A 21,032-nucleotide genomic window follows, 5' to 3' on the forward strand; every position below is an offset into this window, starting at 1 on the left:
CGGTGATGAAGGGCGGCGAAGAAAGACGCTGAGGAAGGGAAGCGCCAGAGAGGCAGCGACATAGCGACAGAGACAGGGACGGCCTCTGCCGAGGTGCCGCCTACACGTCCTTGCACAGGCGGAGCGCATCATAGATGGCGGCATGCACGTTGCGCGGGGCGACCCCATCCCCCAGCCGGAACAGCGCGTATCCACCCTTGTGCTCATCGGCCTCCAACTCCGCCAGACACGGCTGGGGCTGGGCGGCATACAGCGCCTCCAGATCCACCTGTCCACGGTTCAAGGAAGCGGCCTTCATCGCCAGGTACAGGGTTTCGTCGGGGCGTACCCCGTTTTCCACCACGATCTGATCGACTACCCGCTCTTCCTGCACACCGCTGTACTCGTTCTCCAGCACCGCGATCAGGTTGCTGCCCTCTCGGTACACCTCATGGAGCATCATGTCCGACGTCATGATGACCTCCTTTTCATAGAGACTGCGGTAATAGGTAGGAAAGGTGGTTCCCCCAACGGCGGCCCCCGGCTTGATGTCATCGGTGACGATCTCGACCTTGGCCCCCTTGTCGGCCAGGAAGTCTGCCGCGGACACCCCGGCGAATTCGCAGATACTGTCGAACACCAGCACATTCTTGCCCGGGCCCACCTTGCCTGACAGAACGTCCCAGGTGCTGACGATCAGGCATTCCTCGGCATCCGCGGAAAATCCCCAGGCCGGATACTGGTCGAGGAACGGTCTTCCCCCGGTCGCCAGCACCACCAGGTCCGGGCGCAGATCCTCGATGGTGGCCACGTCGGCGCGGGTTCCCAGACGCAGGTCGACCTTGAGGCGTGCCAGCTCGAGCTGATACCAGCGAGTGATGCCAGCGATCTGATCCCGCGCAGGTGCCTTGGCGGCAAGGGTGATCTGGCCACCGAGGCTGTCGGAGGCTTCAAACAGGGTCACCTGATGACCGCGCTCGGCCAGTACCCTGGCGGACTCCATGCCTCCGGGGCCTCCTCCCACCACGACCGCGCGCCGTGTCGGTCCCTCGCTCGGCGTGATGATGTGCGGCAATCCCATGTATTCCCGCGAGGTCGCGGCATTCTGGATGCACAGCACATCGAGCCCCTGGTACTGACGATCGATGCAGTAGTTGGCCCCGACGCACTGGCGTATCTGGTCCACCGCTCCCATCTTGATCTTGGCGATCAGGTGGGGGTCGGCAATGTGTGCTCGGGTCATGCCCACCATGTCCACATACCCACCCTCGAGAATGCGATTGGCCTGGGTCGGGTCCTTGATGTTCTGGGCGTGTATGACGGGCACGCTTACCACTTCCTTGATGCCCGCCGCCAGGTGCAGGAACGGCTCCGGTGGATAGGACATGTTGGGGATAACATTGGCCAAGGAGTTGTGGGTATCACAGCCAGACCCCACCACGCCAAAGAAGTCCACCTGGCCCGTGGCGTCATAGAAGGCGGCGATGGCCTTCATGTCATCGTGGGTGAGACCGTCGGGATGAAACTCGTCGCCGCAGATGCGCATGCCCACCACGAAGTCGTCGCCGACCTCGGCGCGCACGGCCTTCAGCACCTCGAGACCGAACCGCATGCGCCCTTCAAAGCTCCCCCCCCATTCGTCCTCACGCTTGTTGACCCTGGGACTCCAGAACTGGTCGATCAGGTGCTGGTGCACGGCGGACAGTTCGACACCATCGAGGCCGCCCTGCTTGGCCCGCCGCGCCGCCTGAGCGAAGTCACCGATGATGCGCCAGATTTCCTCCTCCTCGATGGTCTTGCAGGTGGAGCGATGGACCGGTTCGCGGATGCCCGAAGGCGACACAAGGGTGGGCCAGTGATGGCCATCCCAGCGGGAGCGGCGCCCCATGTGCGTGATCTGGATCATGATCTTGCCGCCGTGGCGATGGACCGCCTCGGCCAGGTTCTGGAAGTGCGGAATGATCCGGTCAGTGGACAGGTTGACCGAGCTCCACCAGGCCTGTGGGCTATCGATCGAAACGACAGAAGATCCGCCGCAGATACACAGGCCGCAGCCCCCTTTCGCCTTCTCTTCGTAGTAGCGCACATAGCGCTCGGTGGTCATCCCACCCTCGGTCGCATAGACCTCGGCGTGGGCAGTGCTGACCACCCGATTACGAATGGTCTGGCGGCCGATGGTGATCGGCTGAAAGATCGCGTCGAAGGCCATGAGAAGGCTCCTCTGCCTGAACGAGGACGACAGGGGTGGCGTACCCGATGGACACCTTGCCTGTGCGTTCTGTGGGAGATGTGGCGTGATGCCAATCAGCGGGTTTCGCGGCAGGAGCGGGCCCGCCGTGCGCCCCGCTCGGTCAGTCTCGACGAGGCTCTGGCCTCACCTCGAAACGACCGACGTCGCAACCCGGTTCGGCGGCGCTCTGGGTCTGTTCGGCACGGGTGCGCAGGGGGGATCCCGACGCTGCCAGAATCTGGTCCATGGCGCCGGCAAACCAGCCGGTGAACATGTAGTCGACCCGAGTTCCGGTCTTGCCCAGCTGCAACACAAAGGCGCTGTGCTCCAGACGCACCGTGGCGCTGCCTTCGGTCAGCGCTATGGCTTCAGTGACAAAGCGTCCCCAACCACGCTGGGACAGGCGACTCATGTAATGCTGAAAGACCGCCTCACCGCTCAACCCATGCAGCTCGGCTTCCTTCTCGCACCAGTGCCAGGCGCTCTTGTAGCCGGCGTGGTACAGGATGTCGGCATAGACCTCGACCCCCAGGGCCTGTTCCACCGCGATGTGGTTGTTGATAAAAAAGTGGCGCGGCACGTAGAGCATCGGCAGGGCGTCGGTGGTCCAGACCCCGGTATCGGCGTCTACCTCGATAGGCAGCTCGGGAGCGATGGTCGTCACGGTAAAGTCCTCGGCAGCGGTCAGTGGTGTGGTCTTGTAGCTGTCATTGTGGTTTTCGTTGTGGTGTTAGTTGTCGTTGTCGTCCGCAGTGACGATGGGGCGGGGAGGTCTACTCTCCCCAGACATCTGCCAGTACCCGCACCCAGTTCTCGCCCATGACCTTGCGCACCTGGGTCTCGCTCAACCCATGGCGCAGCAGCGCCTCGGTAAGGTTGCCGAACTCGCCGATGGTGCGAATCCCCTTGGGATTGATGATCTCGCCGAAGGAGGTCAGACGACGGGCGTACCCCTTGTCGTGGGTCAGCCACTCGAAGAAGGCCTGATCCTGCCCCTGGGTAAAGTCGGTGCCGATGCCGATGGCATCTTCACCCACGATGTTCATTACGTAGAGAATGGCTTCGACGTAGTCATCGACGGTGGCATTCACTCCCGCCCGCAGAAACGGCGTGAACATGGTGACACCGACAAAGCCGCCGTGGTCGGCGATGAAACGCAGCTCTTCATCGGACTTGTTGCGCGGGTGCTCCTTGAGGCCCGACGGCAGACAGTGGGAATAACACACCGGCTTGTTCGAGGCTTCGATGACTTCGCGGGAGGTGTTGGCCCCGACGTGGGACAGGTCGCACATGACCCCGACGCGATTCATCTCGGCGACGATTTCGTGCCCAAAGCCGGACAGTCCGCCGTCCCGCTCGTAGCAGCCGGTTCCGACCAGGTTCTGGGTGTTGTAGCAAAGCTGGACGATACCGACGCCGAGCTGCTTGAAGACCTCGACGTAGCCGATCTGGTCCTCGAAGGCGTGGGCATTCTGAAAACCGAAGATGATGCCCGTGCGGTCCTCCTGCTTGGCCTTGCGAATATCGGCGGTGGTACGTACCGGGCGCACCAGATCGCTGCATTGCTCCATCAAGGTCCGGGTCGCCACGATATTGTCCACGGTCGCCTGGAATCCTTCCCACACCGAGACCGTACAGTTGGCCGCCGTCAGGCCGCCTCGTCGCATGTCCTCGAGCAGCTCTCGCTGCCACTTGGCAATAATCAGGCCATCGATGACCGTGGCTTCGCGGTGCAGCGAACGAGCGTCAATGGAACGAGTGTCGGATTGCGTCAGGGGGGAATTCATCGCGATAGCCCTTGCCCGGTGGACGAATGGACCGGACTCGAGCCGGCGTCATGGAGGCAGGATAGCGCTGCCGGAAGCGGCCACGACGCCTGATTGCGACGGCAAGAATTCCAAAAGCGTCACGTCATTCCGATAACGACAACAGCCCCCGACGCATGGCGCCAGGGGCTGTGCAGGAAGGATTATCTGGCGGGTTCAGCATGGCTGTCGGGAAGGACGCAAGGAGAGGGACTGAGAATAGGCATTGAGAAGAGGTCTTGAGAAGAGGTCTTGAGCAGAGCGCTGACGCCATTCGGCCAGGCACTCCGTGCTTCCCTCACGCCAGAGATTCCCTATCGCCAGTGATGCCCTAACGCCAGTGATGCCCTCACGCCAGTGATTCCCTAGCGCCAGAGATTCCCTAACGCCAGTGATGCCCTAGAGCTTGTCGAGATACCTGAGCCCCAGGTTATTCATCTGGCGCTGAATCCAGGCGGCGCGGTTGGCGGTACGAGGCCCGGGACGAGAGGCGCTGCGTTCGAGGGGATTAGGCAGCACAGCCGCCAGACGGGCAGCTTGCACCGCACTCAGTTGGTCGGCACCGACCCCAAAGTAGTGCTGGCTGGCGGCCTCCAGCCCGAACACGCCGCGATCGAACTCGACGATATTGAGGTAGACCTCAAGGATACGTTCCTTGGGCCACAACAGCTCCATCAGGGTGGCGAACCAGGCCTCAAACCCCTTGCGCACCCAGTCACGCCCCGTCCACAGGAACAGGTTTTTGGCGGTCTGTTGGGTAATGGTGCTGGCACCGCGCAGCGATCCCCCGTTTCTGGCGGATTCCACGGCACGTTTCAGCTCCACCAGGTCGAATCCGTTATGCTCGGGGAAACGCTGGTCCTCCGCCGCAATCACCGCCAGCTTGGCGTTGTCCGACAGTTCGTCCCAAGGCCGCCACTGCTGCTGAATGTCCAGCGGTTCCCCCGAAAACCAAGAAGACACCTCTCGCTCCAGCATGACCATGGAGCCAAAGACCGGCACCACACGAAAGAACAGCACCAGCACAACGGACCCCAGCACAAAGGCAAGAGTGGCGCGAAGCAGAAGTCGTAGGATGGGGCGCCACCGGATATGCATGCCTTGAGCTCTGTTGAAGGACGTGCCCGCAGTATATCAAGGCATTGGGCTAGCGCGACAAATGCGGCGCAGGCTGCGGCGACAGCCTGGCCAACGGGAGTGACAGACCAGCGAGACGAGCGTAGATGACACCCCGCTGGCATGCATCAAGCGTTTTCGGACTCAGGCTCTCTCGTGTCCAGGCTCTCCTGGACTCACCTCTCCTGAACTCACTTCTCTGGGCCTCAACCTATCTTGGACGTGACCCGGAAGCTGCCATAGGTTGGCTCTCCCCGGGCTTCTTCCAGCGCCGACAGGGCTCGGGATACCGGCTCCTGCAACGCTCCCGACACCAGCGGGGGTGCCAGGGTGCCCGCCACGACAGGAGAAAAAGCGCTCCATCCCAGGCGCTCTTCGCGGGGAGGCAGCCCGAAGCACTCGCGGTAGCACTTCGAAAAGTGGGGCGTCGAGACAAACCCGCAGGCGGCGGCGATATCGATGATCGACATTGAGGTCTGCTTGAGCAGTTGCCGAGCCCGGTTGAGGCGCAGCCGCATGTAATAGCGTGAGGGTGAGCAGTGCAGGTTGCGCTGGAACAGGCGTTCGAGCTGGCGCCGGGACAGGCTGACATAGCAAGCCAGTTCGTCCAGGTCGATGGGTTCCTCCAGGTTGTTTTCCATCAGGGCCACGATTTCCTGGAGCCTTGGCTGAGCGGTCCCCAGCATATGCTTGAGGGGCACCCGCTGCTGGTCCTGCTCACCACGCACCCGGTCGCACACGAACATGTCGGAAATCCCGGCCGCCAGCTCGCGCCCGTGGTCCCTCCCGATCAGCGTCAGCATCATGTCCAGCGGCGCGGTCCCGCCGGAGGCGGTACAGCGATCCCGGTCCATGGAGAACAGCTTGGACGTCAGGCCGATACACGGGTACGCCTCTTGCAGGGCCGCCTGACATTCCCAGTGGGTGCTGACCTCATAGCCGTCAAGCAGCCCGGCACGTGCCAGCGCCCAGGCACCGGTACAGATGGAACCAAAACGCTTGAGATGTCGCGCCTGGGACTTCAACCAGCTGACATGGCCCTGGTGCACGTGACGGGTGGGCGCCACCCCACCGCACACCACGACCATATCCAACGACAGGGGAACACTGAGCGACGAATCCGGGGTGACGGTCAGCCCGTCGCTGGCTTCCAGCGGCGCACCGTCGAGACTCAGTGTGAACCAGCGATAGAGCTCCTGGCCGGACAGCTGATTGGCCATGCGCAATGGCTCGATCGCCGACGCCAGCGAGATCAGGGTGAAGTGTTCCAGCAACAGGAAGCCGATGGTCTGGGGTCCTTCGTGGCCCCCCTGGGATACAGCCCGTCCGGGCTTGTTGGGCAAGCTCATGGTCACCTCCTCGACACGGTCGGTCTGCCCCTCGTCTGATCTGCTCCGCAGAAAGAGGCACCGCCGCGACCCATTATTGTTATGGCGGCATCATCTAGATGTCAGCACCGGCACTGAGCCCCGACATCGAACCCGGTTTTACATGACTTTAGGTCGTACCGACGTGTCATGACATCACAATAATCGCTATCGACATGCCCTTGACCAGTCGTCTGCGACAATGATGTCGCGAATAGCTACGTCAATGTCGCCATGGCGCCTAAAAGCGACGATCTCTTCGTCGCATGACGATTTTCACGACATACCTGGTCCCCAACGCGACCACCTCGACCAATGGCGACTTTGCAAGGGGCGCCAATTGCGCCACGCCTTTCTCCGGCCAGATACAACGCGGCCCTCGTCACAGGACGAGGGCCGCGTTGTCAGCGCTCTTTCGCGTGTAGCTTGTCGCTGCTGTCAGCGCTTGGCGTAGAGCTTCTCCGCGTGGTAGCGCAGGTGGTCTTCGATGAAGGTCGCGATGAAGAAGTAGCTGTGATCGTAGCCGGGCTGACGACGCAGGGTCAGCGGATGATCGCGCTCAGCGCAGACGGCCTCCAGGCGCTCCGGGCACAGCTGCTCTTCCAGGAAGTCATCGGCATCCCCCTGATCGATGAACAGGGGCTGGCGGGACGCCCCGCGCGCTACCAGTTCACAGGCGTCGTACTGGGTCCACTTGCTGGTGTCCTCCCCCAGGTAAGCCGTAAAGGCCTTGCGGCCCCAGGGACACTGGGTCGGATTGACGATAGGCGAGAACGCCGAGACCGAGCGATAGTGGCCAGGCTTGCGTAGCGCCAGAATCAAGGCCCCATGACCACCCATAGAGTGGCCGCTGATGGACTCACGCCCATTCAATGGGAAGTGCTGGCGCACCACCGACGGCAGCTCCTCGGTCACGTAGTCGTACATCCGATAGTGGGCCTTCCAGGGCTCCTGGGTCGCATTGACGTAGAAGCCGGCACCGGAACCCAGGTCATAGCTGTCGTGCTCGCCAGGCAGGTCCGTCCCTCTCGGGCTGGTGTCCGGGCACAGGATGGCGATACCCAGTTCGGCGGCCAGACGATGCGCACCCGCCTTCTGCATGAAGTTCTCGTCGGTGCAGGTCAGCCCGGACAGCCACCACAGCAGCGGAACCTTCTCGGTCTCGGCCTGAGGTGGCAGGTAGATGGCGAAGGTCATCTCGCAGTCCAGCGCCCGCGAGTGATGACGATAGCGCTTGTGCCAACCGCCGAAGCTGCGGTTGGCGCTGACCAGTTCCAGATGCTCGCTCATGGACATGGCGAATCTCCTTCGACAATGATGCCCCGCCAGGCGGGGCCGTGAATCGACAAGGGCTCGCGCGAACCACAGCATCGCCATGGTGGCTCGAGCGCCTGAGGCAAAGCGCCGCTAGCCCGGCGTCGACCGAGCCAGCAGGCGTGGGCGTCAGTAATGCAGCACGGTACGGATACTCTCGCCCGCATGCAGCAGGTCGAAGGCCTCGTTGATCTTGTCGAAGGCCATGTTATGGGTGATGAAGTCGTCGATGTTGAGCTCGCCGTTCATGTACTGCTCGACGTAGCCAGGCAGCTGGCTGCGCCCCTTGACCCCGCCGAAGGCCGAGCCTTTCCAGACACGACCGGTGACCAGCTGGAACGGACGGGTGGAAATTTCCTGACCGGCTCCGGCCACACCAATGATGATCGACTCGCCCCACCCCTTGTGGCAGCACTCAAGCGCGGAGCGCATGACATTGACGTTGCCGATACATTCGAAGGAGTAGTCGACACCGCCATCGGTCAAGTCAACGATGACCTGCTGGATGGAGTCGCTGTAGTCCTTGGGATTGACGAAGTCGGTCGCCCCAAACTGCTTGGCCAGCTCGAACTTCTCGGGGTTCACATCGATGGCGATGATACGGCCGGCCTTGGCCATCACCGCGCCCTGGATGACGGCCAGGCCGATGGCGCCCAGACCGAACACGGCAACGGTCGCGCCCGGCTCCACCTTGGCGGTGTTCAGCACCGCACCAATGCCGGTGGTCACGCCGCAACCCAGCAGACAGATCTTGTCCAGCGGTGCCTCCTGCGAGACCTTGGCCAGAGACACTTCCGGCACCACGGTGTACTCGCTGAAGGTCGACGTGCCCATGTAGTGGTAGAGCGGCTTGCCCTCGAAGGAGAAGCGAGTAGTGCCGTCAGGCATCAGGCCCTGGCCCTGGGTGGCACGCACGGAGCTACACAGGTTGGTCTTGCCAGAGCGACAGAACTTGCACTCGCCACACTCAGCGGTGTACAGCGGAATCACGTGATCACCCGGCTTCAGGCTGGTCACGCCCTCGCCCACCTCTTCGACAATACCGGCGCCTTCATGGCCCAGTACCGAGGGGAAGATGCCTTCAGGATCCGCCCCGGACAGGGTGAACGAATCGGTGTGGCAGACACTGGTGGCAACGATACGAACCAGCACTTCCCCCGCCTTGGGACCTTCCACGTCGATCTCTGTCAGGGTTAGCGGCTTGCCGGATTCCAAAGCAATGGCGGCACGTGATTTCATGGCAACATCCTCGAATAACGTCGATGAACGCAATAGGGCGCGTGTCCCCGAGCAGCGATGGTGGCACCAAGTGGCAGTGCCGACACGATATGGCCGGCCGCCACCGCTGACGGTAGTGGCATCAGTCTAGACCTCGCCACGGGCTGGGATAAAGCACGCAGACGACATAACATTGTTGCCATATAGCAATAATGGAGACGACCATGCACCCATGGGCCGGTATCGAAGCGTTCATTGAAGTCGTGCGGCTCTCGTCGTTCGCTGCCGCGGCAAGGCGCCTGGGCGTGTCCAGCTCCCACATCAGCCGCCAGGTCGCAGCGCTCGAAAGTCGCCTCGACACTCCCCTGCTCTACCGCACCACGCGTCAGATCAGCCTGACCGAGGCCGGGCGTCTCTACTACCAGCAATGCGAGGCGCTGGTAGACGGTTTTCGCGAGGCCGATGCGGTCGTAAAAGACTTTGAGGCCCAGCCCCGTGGGGAACTCGCCCTGACCTGCGCGACCACCTTTGGCGAGCGCTACGTGGCCCCGTTGATCAATGACCTGCTGATACAGTATCCGCAGCTGGGGGTACGCCTGCACTTTACCAACCGGCAGGTGGACCTGATCGAGGAAGGCTTCGACATCGGCATACGCATGGGCACCCTGGAAGACAGCACCATGCTGGCGCGCCGACTGGCTGACCGACGCGAATACGTGGTCGGCTCTCCGGCCTACTTCCAGCGCTTTCCCCAGCCCCATGCCCTATCGGAATTGAAGCACCACCGCTGCCTGCATGGCTCACGTGATCGCTGGCGTTTCGCCGTCGACGGCATACCCCGGGAAGTGTCCATCAAGGGGCCGTGGCAGGGCAATTCAGGTCCGGCCCTGCTGGACGCCGTGCTCAAGGGCGTCGGCCTGGGGCAATTGCCGGATTATTACGTCGAGCACCATCTGGCCAAGGGTGCGCTGGTCTCGGTGCTCGACACCTACCGACACAGTGATACCGGCGTCTGGGCCGTCACCCCGCACCATCGCCAGCGCTCGCCCAAGGTGCGCGTCGTCATCGACTACCTGGCAGAACACCTGGCCAACCAGCTGCCACCCCGCTATCACAACCGCCGGGAAGTGGACGAGCCAAAGACACAAATCTAAAGTTACCCGCACAATGAAGAAGCCCGGTACTTTTACCGGGCTTCTTTAATGCCAATCATCAATACCAAAGTGCAGCTACTTGAAGTTCTTGCGCACCATACGCTGAATCTCACCTACGATCCCGCTTCTAAAACTCAGCACGCAAAGTACGAAGATGGCGCCCAAAATGACGCTGACCCAATTCCCCAGCGGTGACTGCGCCAGCTGAGTCTGCAGGCTGACCACCAGGCCTGCGCCCACCAGCGGGCCAAACAACGTCCCGACACCGCCGACCAGGGTCATCAGAATCACCTCCCCCGACATGTGCCAATGGGCGTCGGTCAGCGATGCCAGCTGAAACACCACTGTCTTGGTCGCGCCAGCAAGACCGGCAAGTCCTGCCGACAGCACGAAGGCCACCAGCTTGTAGGCGTCCACGTTGTAGCCCAGGGACACCGCCCGCGGTTCGTTCTCGCGAATGGCCTTGAGCACCTGCCCGAAGGGTGAATGCACCGTTCGCTGAATGATGGCGAAGCCGATCACGAAGATCGCCAGCACTACGTAGTACATCGCCAGGTTGTTCGACAGGTCGATCAGTCCGAACAGCTTACCTCGGGGCACACCGTGCAGGCCGTCCTCGCCGCCGGTAAACGGCGCCTGAATGTAGAAAAAGAACATCATCTGCGCCAGCGCCAGCGTCACCATGGCAAAATAGATCCCCTGGCGGCGAATCGCCAAGGCACCAAACAGGGTGCCGAGAATCACCGCAGCGACAGTGCCGACAATGATGCCGAGCTCCGGCGTCAGGCCCGGATAGCTCGACAGCAGGAAGCCCGTCACGTAGCCCCCTGTAGCGAGAAAGGCGGCATGACCGAAGGACAGCAGTCCCGCGAAGCCAAGCAGCAGATTGAAGGCACAGGCGAACAGCGCGAAGCACAGGACCTTCATCAGGAACACCGGATAGGCGAACAGGGGAGCCACCAGCGCCAGTGTCAGCAGCGCCACCAGCAGCATGCCCCTGCGGCGGCGGGCGGCGCGCGCCCTGGCCTTCCCCGCCACCGGGGAAGCCGTTGTCGTCGTTGTGGTCATGTCACGCCTCCTTACCAAACAGGCCAGCAGGCCTGAGCATCAACACCATGATCATCACCAGAAAGATCACGGTATTGGCCGCTTCCGGGTAATACACCTTGGTCAGTCCCTCGATCAGCCCCATGGCGAGACCGGTGAGGATAGCCCCGAGGATGGAGCCCATGCCGCCGATCACCACCACCGCAAAGACCACGATCAGAAGACTCGATCCCATGGTCGGCGACACCGGGTACAGCGGCGCCGCTAGCACGCCGGCAAAGGCCGCCAGCGCAACGCCAAACCCGTAGGTCAGGGTGACCAGCAGCGGCACATTGACGCCGAACGCCTGCATCAGCGCCGGGTTTTCCGTGCCCGCACGCAGGTACGCCCCCAGCCGAGTGCGTTCGATGATGAACCAGGTTCCCAGGCATACCACCAGTGCCGCCACCAGCACCCAGCCACGATAGGTGGGCAGGAACATGAATGGCAGCTTGATGCCACCCGCAAGGGCCTCGGGAACCGGATAGCTGGCCCCAGAAACGCCGAACAGGTTGATCAGGCTACCCTCGAAGATCAGCGCCAGACCGAAGGTCAGCAACAGTCCATACAGATGATCGAGGTGAGCGATGCGCCGCAGCACGAGTCGTTCCAGCAGAGCGCCGAAGGCACCGACGACCAGTGGTACCAGCAGCAGCGCCAGCCAGTAATTGATGCCCAGATACTGGGCTCCCAGTAGAGCGGCGAAGGCCCCCAGCATGTACTGGGCCCCGTGAGCAAAGTTGACGATTTTCAGAAGGCCGAAGATCACCGCCAAACCAAGGCTCAAAAGTGCGTAGAAGGCGCCGTTGATCAGCCCCAGCATCAGCTGGCCCATGAATACCGCCAACGGTACGCCAAAGATCATGGTCATGAGGACATCCCTCGAGAAGGGGCGGTAGCGAGACCGCCCCGGAATGATTCAGCGCTTCCTGGAAACACCGTGGCATCGTGCCAACTGACACGGTTTAGTTGCTGACCAGCTTGCAGGAGCTTTCCGACAAGGGGCGATAGGCGTCTTCGGCAGGGATGGTTGCCTTGATCTCGTAGAGATCCCACTCACTCTCGGAATCGGCAGGCGCCTTGACCTCAGCCAGATACATGTCATGGACCATGCGTCCGTCTTCGCGAATGCGTCCATTGCGGGCAAAGAAGTCATTGATGGGTGTCTCACCCAGCTTGGCGCGCACCGTGGCAGGATCATCGGTACCCGCCGCCTCGACCGCCTCGAGATACTGTGTGGTGCTGGAATAGATGCCCGCCTGAACCATGGTTGGCATCTTGCCGACCCGCTCGAAGTAACGCTCAGCCCATTCGCGGGAGGCGTCGTCCATATCCCAGTACCAGCCGGTCGTCAGCAGCAGTCCCTGGGTGGTTTCCAGACCCATGGCATGTACGTCATTGAGGAAGATCAACAGGCCCGCCAGCTGTTGCCCGGTCTGCGTCAGGCCAAACTGGCTGGCCGTCTTGATCGCGTTGACGGTATCGGAACCGGCATTGGCCAGGCCGACAATCTTGGCCCCAGAGCCCTGGGCCTGAAGGATGTAGGAGGAGAAGTCGCTGGTCGGGAAGGGGTGACGGACGCGATCAACGATGGTGCCGCCATTGTCCGTGACGACCTTCTCGACATCGCTTTCCAGCGCATGACCGAAGGCATAGTCCGCCGTCAGCATGAACCAGCTGTCACCGCCCTGCTCTACCACCGCCTTGGCCGTTCCGTTGGCCAGGGGATAGGTATCGTACACATAGTGAATATGGTTGGGAGTGCAGTGCTCGTTGGTGATGCTGGAAGCCGCAGAGCCTGAAATGATCGCCAGTCCGCCGGCTTCTTCCAGTACCTTGGTCACGGCGATGGAAACCGATGAGGCCACCATGCCGGCGACCAGGTCCACGTTTTCCTGATCGACCCAGCCACGCACGGTGTTGGCACCCACATCGGCGCTGTTGCGGTCATCGGCATTGAAGATCTCGATAGGTGCATCACCGACGCTTCCACCGAAATCTTCCACCGCCATCTTCATGGCTTCAAGACCACCCGGGCCAGCCAGGTCGCGATAGGTGCCTGACATGTCCGCGAGATAGCCGATACGGATCTCGCCATCGCTGATTCCGTCCTGGGCCAGCGAGGGTGCGGCCATTCCCAGCATGCCGGCGACCAGCAAGGTGTTGGCGGCAACGGCGCGAGCCAGCGGCAAACGGCGGAAAGTACGGGTCTGTGACATCATGGAAGGCTCCTGGGCCCATGGCCCTTGTTGTTGTTGAATATGTCGTTGTTGGATATGTTGCTGAACGTGTTGTAGAGCAGGTGCTGAGGCGTCGGCACTGGCCGTCCACACAGCGCCGTCCGCGCTGGCGGCAACGGGCAGTGGGAACGGCTTCGCGAAGGGATGGGTGACGCGCCTGGCGAATAGCACGCTAGACCCCCAGCAGTGCATTGAGGTCGTCGCGCCGGGCGTCGAGATCGGCGGCTTCGATGGTATCGATGATGCGGCCGTGCTCCATGACGAAGTGGCGATCGGCTAGGGGGGCCGCGAAGCGGAAGTTCTGCTCCACCAGCACGATGGTCATCCCGCGGGATTTCAACGTCACCAGCACCTCGGCAAGCGCCTGATTGATGACAGGAGCCAGCCCCTCGGTAATTTCATCGAGCAACAGAATGTCGGCACCGGTGCGCAGGATGCGCGCCATGGCCAGCATCTGCTGCTCGCCACCGGACAGGCGGGTCCCCTGACTGCGCCGGCGCTCGTAGAGATTCGGAAACATCCCGTAGATATCGTCAAGGCTCATGCCACCGGAGCGTACCGTCGGCGGAAGCAGCAGGTTCTCCTCGACGTCCAGGCTGGCAAAGATACCCCGCTCTTCGGGGCAGTACCCCACGCCAAGGCGCGGTATGTGGTGGGGCTTCATGCCCAGTGTTTCCTGTCCATTGATGACAATGGAACCGCTGCGCGAGCCGACCATGTTCATGATCGTCTTCAGCGTGGTACTGCGGCCTGCGCCATTGCGCCCCAGCAGCGTCACCAGTTCACCCCGCTTCACCCGCAGGTCCACGCCGTGCAGGATATGTGATTCACCGTAGAAGGCGTTGACGCCCGCCAGGCAGATCGCTTCATCGCTGCTGGTGCTGATCCCATGGGGGGAGCGGCTAGCGTTCATCACAGAGGTCATGTGGTGGCCTCCTCGGCAACGCTGGCTTCGCTGCCCATGTAGGCCTCGCGCACTGCTGGGTCCGCCGAGACGCTGGCATAGTCACCCTCGGCCAGCACAGCGCCCCTGGCCAATACCGTGATGCGGTCGCATAACCGGCTGACAACGCTCAGGTTATGCTCCACCATCAGCACCGTTCTGCCCGCCGAGACCCGGCGAATCAGCGCAACGATGCGATCCACATCCTCCGCCCCCATGCCTTGGGTGGGCTCATCCAGCAGCATGACAGTGGGCTCAAGGGCCAGGGTGGTGGCGACCTCCAGCGCTCGCTTGCGGCCGTAGGGCAGTTCCACCGTCAACACATCTGCGACGTCCGCCAGACCGACCTCCTCCAGCAGCTCCATGGCGCGCTGATTCAGCGGCTCCAGCGAACGCTCCGACTTCCAGAAATGAAAAGAGGTACCGAGCTTACGCTGCAAGGCGACTCGCACGTTTTCCAGCGCCGTCATATGGCCAAACACGGCAGAAATCTGAAAGGAACGCACCAGCCCCAGGCGCGCGATTTCATTGGCACGCATGCGGGTGATGGGCTTGCCGCGGTAGAGGATATCGCCCCTGGTAGGCGGCAGAAATTTCGTCAACAGGTTAAAGACCGTGGTCTTGCCCGCTCCATTGGGGCCGATCAGAGCATGAATATGCCCCTCCGTGATCTTCAGATCCACGCCGTCCACGGCGGTAAAGCCTCGAAACGACTTGGTCAGGCCACGGGTCTCTAGCACGTACTGCTGGCTCATGTGGCGTCCTCGCCGGGACCGTAGCCCCTGTCTTGAGGTTGTTGTGGTTGTTCGACTCAGTACTGGAGACGCTTAACTTTACGTTTACGTAAGCTAGAAGAGACGTGCGTCCGACGCAATTCACCATGCGTTGAACTCGACCAAAGATGTATCCCACCGAATTTCAATAGGTTGCTTACTTAAAGCCCACAAGGTTTCCGCCCTGGCCCTCTGCGGCAGGACACAAAACTTCGGTACGTCGCTGACACTAGGGCAAAAAAGCGCGGCCCGGGGAGCCGATCCCCGGGCCGCTGCTGGCATACGAATGGTCAGGTGGACGTCAGCACTCGATGACGTTGACGGCCAATCCTCCCTTGGAGGTTTCCTTGTACTTCTCCTGCATGTCGGCACCGGTATCACGCATCGTGCGAATCGCCTTGTCCAGAGACACGAAATGTTCGCCATCCCCACGGCATGCCATCAAGGCGGCATTGATGGCCTTCACCGCCGCAATCGCATTGCGTTCGATACACGGCACCTGAACCAGCCCGCCTACGGGGTCACAGGTCAGCCCCAGGTTATGCTCAAGGCCAATTTCAGCGGCGTTCTCGACCTGGGGAACGTTGGCCCCCATCACCTCGGCCAGACCGGCAGCCGCCATCGCGCAGGCAGACCCCACCTCCCCCTGGCAGCCCACTTCGGCCCCGGAAATGGAGGCATTCTTCTTGCACAGGATGCCAACGGCACCCGCCGTCAGCAGAAAATTGACGACGTCCTTCTCCGATGCGCCAGGCTGAAACTTCATGTAGTAGTGCAACACGGCAGGGATGATGCCAGCAGCGCCATTGGTAGGCGCCGTCACCATGCGCCCGCCGGCGGCATTTTCCTCGTTGACGGCCAACGCATACACATTGACCCAGTCCATCGCGGAAAAGGTCGAGGCGATCAGGCCCACATCGTCAGACATGGCTTCCAGGCGACGATACAGCGAGGCGGCGCGGCGCTTGACATTCAGCCCGCCAGGCAGCACGCCCTCTGCCTGGATGCCCTGGTTCACGCAGGCCTGCATCGCCTGCCAGATGTCCCACAGGCCCGCGCGCACCTCAGCCTCGCTGCGCCAGGCCTTTTCGTTCTCCAGCATCAGTTCACTGATGCTCAGACCATGCAGACGGCACAACGCCATCAACTCAGCGCCGCTGTTGAAGTCATAGGGCAGCGCCGTGTTATCGGCGTCCAGCGCGCCATCTTGTGCCTGGGCCTCGTCCACCACAAAACCCCCGCCGACCGAATAGTAGGTCTCGCGCCGGATGTCACCTGCGTGCCCCTTGGCGACCAGGGTCATGGCGTTGGGGTGATAGGGAAGACTCTCCTCATGCCAGACAAGATCACGAGCCCACAAGAAGGGCACGGCGACCTGCCCTCCCAGCATCAGGGTCTGGCTCTCCAGTAGCTCCTCGATGCATGGCCCGATCACCGCGGGATCAATGCGGTCAGGGCGCTCCCCCATCAGCCCCATGACACAGGCACGATCCGTGGCATGCCCCTTGCCCGTGGCAGAAAGTGACCCATAAAGGTGAATCTCGACCGCTGCGACCCGCTCCAGAGCGTCATCGCGTCGTAGCGCCTCGACGAAATCATGGGCTGCCTTCATCGGGCCAACGGTATGCGAGCTCGATGGGCCGATGCCAATCTTGAAAAGGTCGAAAACGCTGATGGCCATGAGGTGCCTCTTGAAAGTAGATTCGCGTCTTGAAGGGATGCTGGTAGCCGACGATAGAACACTGCGCTGTCAGACGTTACGATCAGTCTCGCTAAAGCGACAGGATGTCGTCGCATGCCATTATGGGTATGCTGGCTGCCAAAAAGCCCTGGGACAAGGCAGAATATCTTGTCTTCAATATAGCTCAGCTAAATCATAAGCCCACAAGAGCGCATCCATGAGCCGACTTCTCAATGCCCAGACCCATGCCTGGCTCAAGGGCTTTGCGGTCAGTGCAAGACACCTCTCGTTTACCCGCGCAGCAGAAGAGCTGCACGTCACCACCGGGGCGGTCAGCCAGCAGATCAAGCAACTGGAGGACAGGCTGGGATTCAAGCTGTTCCGGAGGTTGCCACGCCGGCTGGAGCTGACCGAGGAAGGCAAACGCCTGGCTGCCGTGGTCGATGACGCCTATCAGGCGGTCGGGCTCGAAGTCAGCCGGCTGCGCAGCGGTGTCATGAGCGGCGTGATCCGGCTACGCTCGATCCCCTCGTTCCTGAACAAGTGGCTGATGCCGAGACTGCCGCGACTGCAGGCACGATTTCCGGATATCGAGCTGCACATCAGCTCGGAAGACAGCAACATTTCCCTGCGCGACGGGGATTTCGACCTGGCCCTGGACCTCAACGACGGCCACTATCCGGGGCTATCGATCACCCCATTGATGGAGGAGCGCATCTTTCCGGTATGCTCGCCCAGCCTGCTCAAGGGGCGTCCTGCCCTGCGTCGTCCAGAGGATCTGTCCTGGTATCCTTTGCTGCACGACATCACCGCCTGGCGCGGCAGCCAGGAGTACGGTGAATGGCGCCACTACCTGTCCGCCATCGGTGCGCCCTCGATCAATCTTGAAAGAGGCTATACCTTCAACCGAAATCACCTCACCATGGAGGCGGCTATCGCCGGCATGGGCGTCGCGATCGCCAGGGAAACCCTGATGACCAGCGAGCTCAAGAGTGGTGCCTTGATCGCTCCCTTCAAGTCACGGGTCGATACCGGCAAGCACTACGGCATTGTCCACGCACCGGGGGCGACCGATGATCGTCGGATCAAGGCCGTGCACGACTGGCTGGTGGAGGAAGCGCGGCGATAACGTGCAACGAGCGACAGCGCAAACGAGTCAAGAATACCTCGGGGAATTTCACACACACATGCAAAGCTGTAGGTATAATCCCCGCCTGATACACGCCTTACCTGGAGATTGAGAGGGATGCTAGATACCCCCCCATCCGCCGCGCCCACGATCAGTTTCCGCGCGACCTGCGCCAGAGCCCTGCTCTACCTCCTGGTCATCGGCGCCATGATGCAGGGCGTACTGTGGGAAACCGGCCTGCCGGAAGAGATTCGTTTCAGCGAGACGGGCTTTACGGAAAGCATGCAGACGCTTTGGCTGACGATCAGCTGTCTACTGCTGGTGTATGCCCGGCAAGTGCTGGGCGGGCTACCGCGGGTGACGCTACTGATGTTTGGCCTGCTGGCCGCCGCCCTGATTCGTGAGCAGGATGCCTTTCTCGACGCCTATGTGTTCGACGGCGCCTGGCAGACGCTGGTAACGCTGCTGCTGCTGCCGATCCTGTATATCGTCCTGCGCGAGCGCCACGCCTTCGTGCGCGAATTCGAGGGCTACGTCGAGAGTTTTTCCTTTGGCCTGTTCGCCGCAGGCTTTCTCGGCACCTTTGCCTTCTCGCGGCTCTACGGTCGCAGCGAGATGTGGGAGTCGCTGCTGGCGGAGCGCTATATCCGGGTGTTCAAGGACGCCGCGGAGGAAGTGACCGAGCTCTTCGGCTATACCCTGCTGCTGTTCGCCATGATCGAGCTGGTGCTGTGGATTCGGCGTCGCCAGGCCAAGCAGGCCTGAGCCGCCGCGAGTCCCTACCCTGCAGTACAGCCGCTACAGCCCCAGACGTCATGACAACGCCCGCTCATCGCGGGCGTTGTCATGTTGGTGGTACCCACATGAAGAGCGAGGGCAGGCGCCGACATCCGCCTGACGCGACACCCCCAGCAGATTGGCGAAGGGACACACCACAAAAAACGCCCGCGGCATGTGCCGCGGGCGTCTTGTATGACGACTGTCTGACCAAGGGCGTCGTCAACGCCCTCGGCCGACAAGGCGTGCGCTGAGCTTACTCGTCGAGGAAGGAGCGCAGCGGCTCCGAACGCGTCGGGTGGCGCAGCTTGCGCAGTGCCTTGGCCTCGATCTGACGGATCCGCTCACGGGTGACATCAAACTGCTTGCCCACTTCCTCGAGGGTGTGGTCAGTGTTCATGTCGATCCCGAAGCGCATGCGCAGCACCTTGGCTTCGCGAGCCGTCAGGCCGCCCAGCACGTTGCGCGTGGCTTCCACGAGCCCTTCCCCGGTGGCCGAGTCGATCGGCAGCACCATGGTGGAGTCCTCGATGAAGTCGCCCAGATGCGAGTCGTCATCATCGCCGATGGGCGTCTCCATGGAGATCGGCTCCTTGGCGATCTTGAGCACCTTGCGGACCTTGTCCTCCGGCATCTCGAGACGTTCGCCCAGCTCTTCCGGAGTCGGCTCACGCCCCATTTCCTGCAGCATCTGACGCGATACGCGGTTGAGCTTGTTGATGGTCTCGATCATGTGCACCGGGATGCGGATGGTGCGTGCCTGGTCCGCAATCGAGCGCGTGATCGCCTGACGAATCCACCAGGTCGCATAGGTCGAGAACTTGTAACCGCGACGGTACTCGAACTTGTCCACCGCCTTCATCAGGCCGATGTTGCCTTCCTGAATCAGGTCCAGGAACTGCAGGCCACGGTTGGTGTACTTCTTGGCGATCGAGATGACCAGGCGCAGGTTGGCCTCGACCATTTCCTTCTTGGCACGGCGCGCCTTGGCTTCACCGATGGACAGGCGACGGTTGACTTCCTTCACCTCGCTCACCGGCAGCTGGATCATCTCTTCCTCGAAGGCGATCTTGCGCTGAGCGCGCTGCACGTCGGCCTTCAGCGGCTCGAGACGGTCGGCATAGCGAGCGTTCTCGGCAATGAAGTCGTCCAGCCAGTCCAGGCGCGACTCATTGCTGGGAAATGCCTTGATGAAGGCCTTGCGCGGCACCTTGGCCTGCTTGACCAGGAGCTGCATCACGGTCTTTTCCTGAGCCCGCACCTGCTCGACGCTGATGCGGACCTGCCCCACCAGACGCTCAAAGTGCTTCGGCACCAGCTTGATCGGCGAGAACAGCTCAGCCAGACGCGCCAGCTCTTCCTTCGCCTCGGGTGATTGGCGCCCACCGCGTTCGATGGCGGCATTGGCAATGCCGCTCTGCTCTCGGATCTGCTCGAAACGGGCACGCGCTTCCTCGGGATCCGGACCGCCGCCAGAGTCGTCCTCTTCGCCCGCGTCCTCGTCGTCATCCTCGTCGGAGCTGCTTTCCTGCTCCTCCACTTCCGGGACTTCCGCCTCGGCAACGCCGGGGATTCCCTCATCAGGGTCGATGAAGCCGGAAAACAGGTCTGACAGGCGTCCAGGAGCCTCTTCGTCCTGAGTGGCGTCGTAGGCGTCAAGAATGGACTCGACCGCGCCCGGCACGTAGGCCAGCGCCGACATCACCTCGCGAGTCCCTTCTTCGATGCGCTTGGCGATCTCGATCTCGCCTTCGCGGGTCAGCAGCTCGACCGTCCCCATCTCGCGCATGTACATGCGCACCGGGTCGGTGGTCCGACCGACGTCGCTTTCCACCGCTGCCAGCGCCGCTACCGCCTCTTCGGCAGCGGACTCATCGGTTGAGTGATCCGACATCATCAGGGTATCTTCGTCGGGAGCTTCCTCGACGACGTTAATACCCATGTCATTGATCATGCCGATGATATCTTCCACCTGGTCGGGGTCGGCGATATCTTCGGGAAGGTGGTCGTTGACCTCGGCATAGGTCAGGAAGCCCTGCTCCTTGCCGCGCGCGATCAACTCCTTCAGACGTGACTGCTGCTGCGCATTTCCAGCCATAGAAACCCTATCTCGACGAAGAAGAATGAAGCACCTGAAGCGCTAAGGTGGAGAAAACTCGGTAAGCCGGACAGTATAGCGGTTTTGGGGCCACTTCTGCCAGTCTGGAGTGTTTGCGCGAT

General features: G+C 61.8%; 17 protein-coding genes. 3 read left to right on the top strand and 14 right to left on the bottom strand.

The window, feature by feature from the left end:
• Nucleotides 1-100 precede the first annotated feature (100 nt).
• The 7 genes from dgcA to KUV72_RS04765 all read right to left on the bottom strand — a co-directional run bounded on the left by dgcA (nucleotide 101) and on the right by KUV72_RS04765 (nucleotide 9,050).
• On the bottom strand, nucleotides 101-2,188 hold the full coding sequence (gene dgcA / locus KUV72_RS04735) for an NADH:flavin oxidoreductase (protein WP_222237610.1): 2,088 nt from the start codon (nucleotides 2,186-2,188) through the stop codon (nucleotides 101-103).
• Between the two features lie 142 nt (nucleotides 2,189-2,330).
• Nucleotides 2,331-2,873 carry a 4-vinyl reductase gene (locus KUV72_RS04740; RefSeq protein WP_222162736.1) on the bottom strand — a complete coding sequence of 181 codons (543 nt, stop codon included), beginning with the start codon at nucleotides 2,871-2,873 and terminating at the stop codon, nucleotides 2,331-2,333.
• A 109-nt stretch (nucleotides 2,874-2,982) separates the two neighbouring features.
• Nucleotides 2,983-3,996, bottom strand: a complete 1,014-nt coding sequence (locus tag KUV72_RS04745; RefSeq protein ID WP_222237611.1) for a dipeptidase — start codon at nucleotides 3,994-3,996, stop codon at nucleotides 2,983-2,985.
• A 417-nt stretch (nucleotides 3,997-4,413) separates the two neighbouring features.
• Nucleotides 4,414-5,112, bottom strand: a complete 699-nt coding sequence (mtgA, locus tag KUV72_RS04750; RefSeq protein ID WP_222237612.1) for a monofunctional biosynthetic peptidoglycan transglycosylase — start codon at nucleotides 5,110-5,112, stop codon at nucleotides 4,414-4,416.
• 224 nt (nucleotides 5,113-5,336) lie between these two features.
• Nucleotides 5,337-6,479 (bottom strand): GlxA family transcriptional regulator, encoded by a 1,143-nt coding sequence (locus KUV72_RS04755; RefSeq protein ID WP_222237613.1) that lies wholly within the window; start codon nucleotides 6,477-6,479, stop codon nucleotides 5,337-5,339.
• 456 nt (nucleotides 6,480-6,935) lie between these two features.
• Nucleotides 6,936-7,793 carry an S-formylglutathione hydrolase gene (fghA, locus tag KUV72_RS04760; protein ID WP_206941310.1) on the bottom strand — a complete coding sequence of 286 codons (858 nt, stop codon included), beginning with the start codon at nucleotides 7,791-7,793 and terminating at the stop codon, nucleotides 6,936-6,938.
• Between the two features lie 147 nt (nucleotides 7,794-7,940).
• The gene (locus KUV72_RS04765) at nucleotides 7,941-9,050 is read right to left on the bottom strand and encodes an S-(hydroxymethyl)glutathione dehydrogenase/class III alcohol dehydrogenase (protein WP_222162732.1); all 1,110 of its coding nucleotides are present in this window, start codon (nucleotides 9,048-9,050) and stop codon (nucleotides 7,941-7,943) included.
• A gap of 203 nt (nucleotides 9,051-9,253) precedes the next feature.
• On the opposite strand from KUV72_RS04765, the gene KUV72_RS04770 reads away from it, so the two are divergent.
• On the top strand, nucleotides 9,254-10,183 hold the full coding sequence (locus KUV72_RS04770; protein ID WP_222237614.1) for a LysR family transcriptional regulator: 930 nt from the start codon (nucleotides 9,254-9,256) through the stop codon (nucleotides 10,181-10,183).
• A gap of 75 nt (nucleotides 10,184-10,258) precedes the next feature.
• Here KUV72_RS04770 and KUV72_RS04775 read toward each other — a convergent pair whose 3' ends face one another.
• From KUV72_RS04775 to KUV72_RS04800, 6 genes are all read right to left on the bottom strand, one after another.
• Nucleotides 10,259-11,251 carry a branched-chain amino acid ABC transporter permease gene (locus tag KUV72_RS04775; RefSeq protein ID WP_206941313.1) on the bottom strand — a complete coding sequence of 331 codons (993 nt, stop codon included), beginning with the start codon at nucleotides 11,249-11,251 and terminating at the stop codon, nucleotides 10,259-10,261.
• Between the two features lies 1 nt (nucleotide 11,252).
• Nucleotides 11,253-12,140 (bottom strand): branched-chain amino acid ABC transporter permease, encoded by an 888-nt coding sequence (locus KUV72_RS04780; protein ID WP_206941315.1) that lies wholly within the window; start codon nucleotides 12,138-12,140, stop codon nucleotides 11,253-11,255.
• A gap of 94 nt (nucleotides 12,141-12,234) precedes the next feature.
• Nucleotides 12,235-13,491, bottom strand: a complete 1,257-nt coding sequence (locus tag KUV72_RS04785; RefSeq protein WP_409995780.1) for an ABC transporter substrate-binding protein — start codon at nucleotides 13,489-13,491, stop codon at nucleotides 12,235-12,237.
• 190 nt (nucleotides 13,492-13,681) lie between these two features.
• On the bottom strand, nucleotides 13,682-14,434 hold the full coding sequence (locus KUV72_RS04790; protein WP_409995781.1) for an ABC transporter ATP-binding protein: 753 nt from the start codon (nucleotides 14,432-14,434) through the stop codon (nucleotides 13,682-13,684).
• Nucleotides 14,431-15,207 carry an ABC transporter ATP-binding protein gene (locus KUV72_RS04795; RefSeq protein ID WP_206941317.1) on the bottom strand — a complete coding sequence of 259 codons (777 nt, stop codon included), beginning with the start codon at nucleotides 15,205-15,207 and terminating at the stop codon, nucleotides 14,431-14,433. Before KUV72_RS04795 ends, KUV72_RS04790 begins: the two co-directional genes overlap by 4 nt.
• A gap of 319 nt (nucleotides 15,208-15,526) precedes the next feature.
• Nucleotides 15,527-16,906: an L-serine ammonia-lyase gene (locus KUV72_RS04800; RefSeq protein ID WP_222162730.1), complete on the bottom strand. Its 1,380-nt coding sequence runs from the start codon at nucleotides 16,904-16,906 to the stop codon at nucleotides 15,527-15,529.
• Nucleotides 16,907-17,123: 217 nt separating this feature from the next.
• Here KUV72_RS04800 and KUV72_RS04805 point away from each other — a divergent pair, with 217 nt between their 5' ends.
• Nucleotides 17,124-18,035: a LysR substrate-binding domain-containing protein gene (locus tag KUV72_RS04805; RefSeq protein ID WP_206941321.1), complete on the top strand. Its 912-nt coding sequence runs from the start codon at nucleotides 17,124-17,126 to the stop codon at nucleotides 18,033-18,035.
• Between the two features lie 117 nt (nucleotides 18,036-18,152).
• Complete coding sequence (locus KUV72_RS04810) at nucleotides 18,153-18,800, top strand: hypothetical protein (protein WP_206941322.1); 648 nt, start codon at nucleotides 18,153-18,155, stop codon at nucleotides 18,798-18,800.
• A 268-nt stretch (nucleotides 18,801-19,068) separates the two neighbouring features.
• On the opposite strand, the gene rpoD is transcribed toward KUV72_RS04810, so the two are convergent.
• Entirely contained in the window at nucleotides 19,069-20,910 is a 1,842-nt protein-coding gene (gene rpoD, locus KUV72_RS04815) for an RNA polymerase sigma factor RpoD (protein WP_222237615.1), read from the bottom strand.
• Nucleotides 20,911-21,032 lie beyond the last annotated feature (122 nt).

It is taken from the genome of Halomonas sp. DP4Y7-1, from assembly GCF_019800705.1.
Lineage (GTDB): Bacteria > Pseudomonadota > Gammaproteobacteria > Pseudomonadales > Halomonadaceae > Halomonas > Halomonas litopenaei_A.

Coding starts and splice junctions, on each gene's coding strand:
- KUV72_RS04785 (WP_409995780.1), bottom strand. CDS start 13,491: ATGATGTCACAGACCCGTACTTTCCGCCGTTTGCCGCTGGCTCGCGCC.
- KUV72_RS04790 (WP_409995781.1), bottom strand. CDS start 14,434: ATGACCTCTGTGATGAACGCTAGCCGCTCCCCCCATGGGATCAGCACC.
- KUV72_RS04775 (WP_206941313.1), bottom strand. CDS start 11,251: ATGACCACAACGACGACAACGGCTTCCCCGGTGGCGGGGAAGGCCAGG.
- KUV72_RS04795 (WP_206941317.1), bottom strand. CDS start 15,207: ATGAGCCAGCAGTACGTGCTAGAGACCCGTGGCCTGACCAAGTCGTTT.
- KUV72_RS04765 (WP_222162732.1), bottom strand. CDS start 9,050: ATGAAATCACGTGCCGCCATTGCTTTGGAATCCGGCAAGCCGCTAACC.
- fghA (WP_206941310.1), bottom strand. CDS start 7,793: ATGTCCATGAGCGAGCATCTGGAACTGGTCAGCGCCAACCGCAGCTTC.
- KUV72_RS04755 (WP_222237613.1), bottom strand. CDS start 6,479: ATGAGCTTGCCCAACAAGCCCGGACGGGCTGTATCCCAGGGGGGCCAC.
- dgcA (WP_222237610.1), bottom strand. CDS start 2,188: ATGGCCTTCGACGCGATCTTTCAGCCGATCACCATCGGCCGCCAGACC.
- rpoD (WP_222237615.1), bottom strand. CDS start 20,910: ATGGCTGGAAATGCGCAGCAGCAGTCACGTCTGAAGGAGTTGATCGCG.
- mtgA (WP_222237612.1), bottom strand. CDS start 5,112: ATGCATATCCGGTGGCGCCCCATCCTACGACTTCTGCTTCGCGCCACT.
- KUV72_RS04780 (WP_206941315.1), bottom strand. CDS start 12,140: ATGACCATGATCTTTGGCGTACCGTTGGCGGTATTCATGGGCCAGCTG.
- KUV72_RS04810 (WP_206941322.1), top strand. CDS start 18,153: ATGCTAGATACCCCCCCATCCGCCGCGCCCACGATCAGTTTCCGCGCG.
- KUV72_RS04805 (WP_206941321.1), top strand. CDS start 17,124: ATGAGCCGACTTCTCAATGCCCAGACCCATGCCTGGCTCAAGGGCTTT.
- KUV72_RS04745 (WP_222237611.1), bottom strand. CDS start 3,996: ATGAATTCCCCCCTGACGCAATCCGACACTCGTTCCATTGACGCTCGT.
- KUV72_RS04770 (WP_222237614.1), top strand. CDS start 9,254: ATGCACCCATGGGCCGGTATCGAAGCGTTCATTGAAGTCGTGCGGCTC.
- KUV72_RS04800 (WP_222162730.1), bottom strand. CDS start 16,906: ATGGCCATCAGCGTTTTCGACCTTTTCAAGATTGGCATCGGCCCATCG.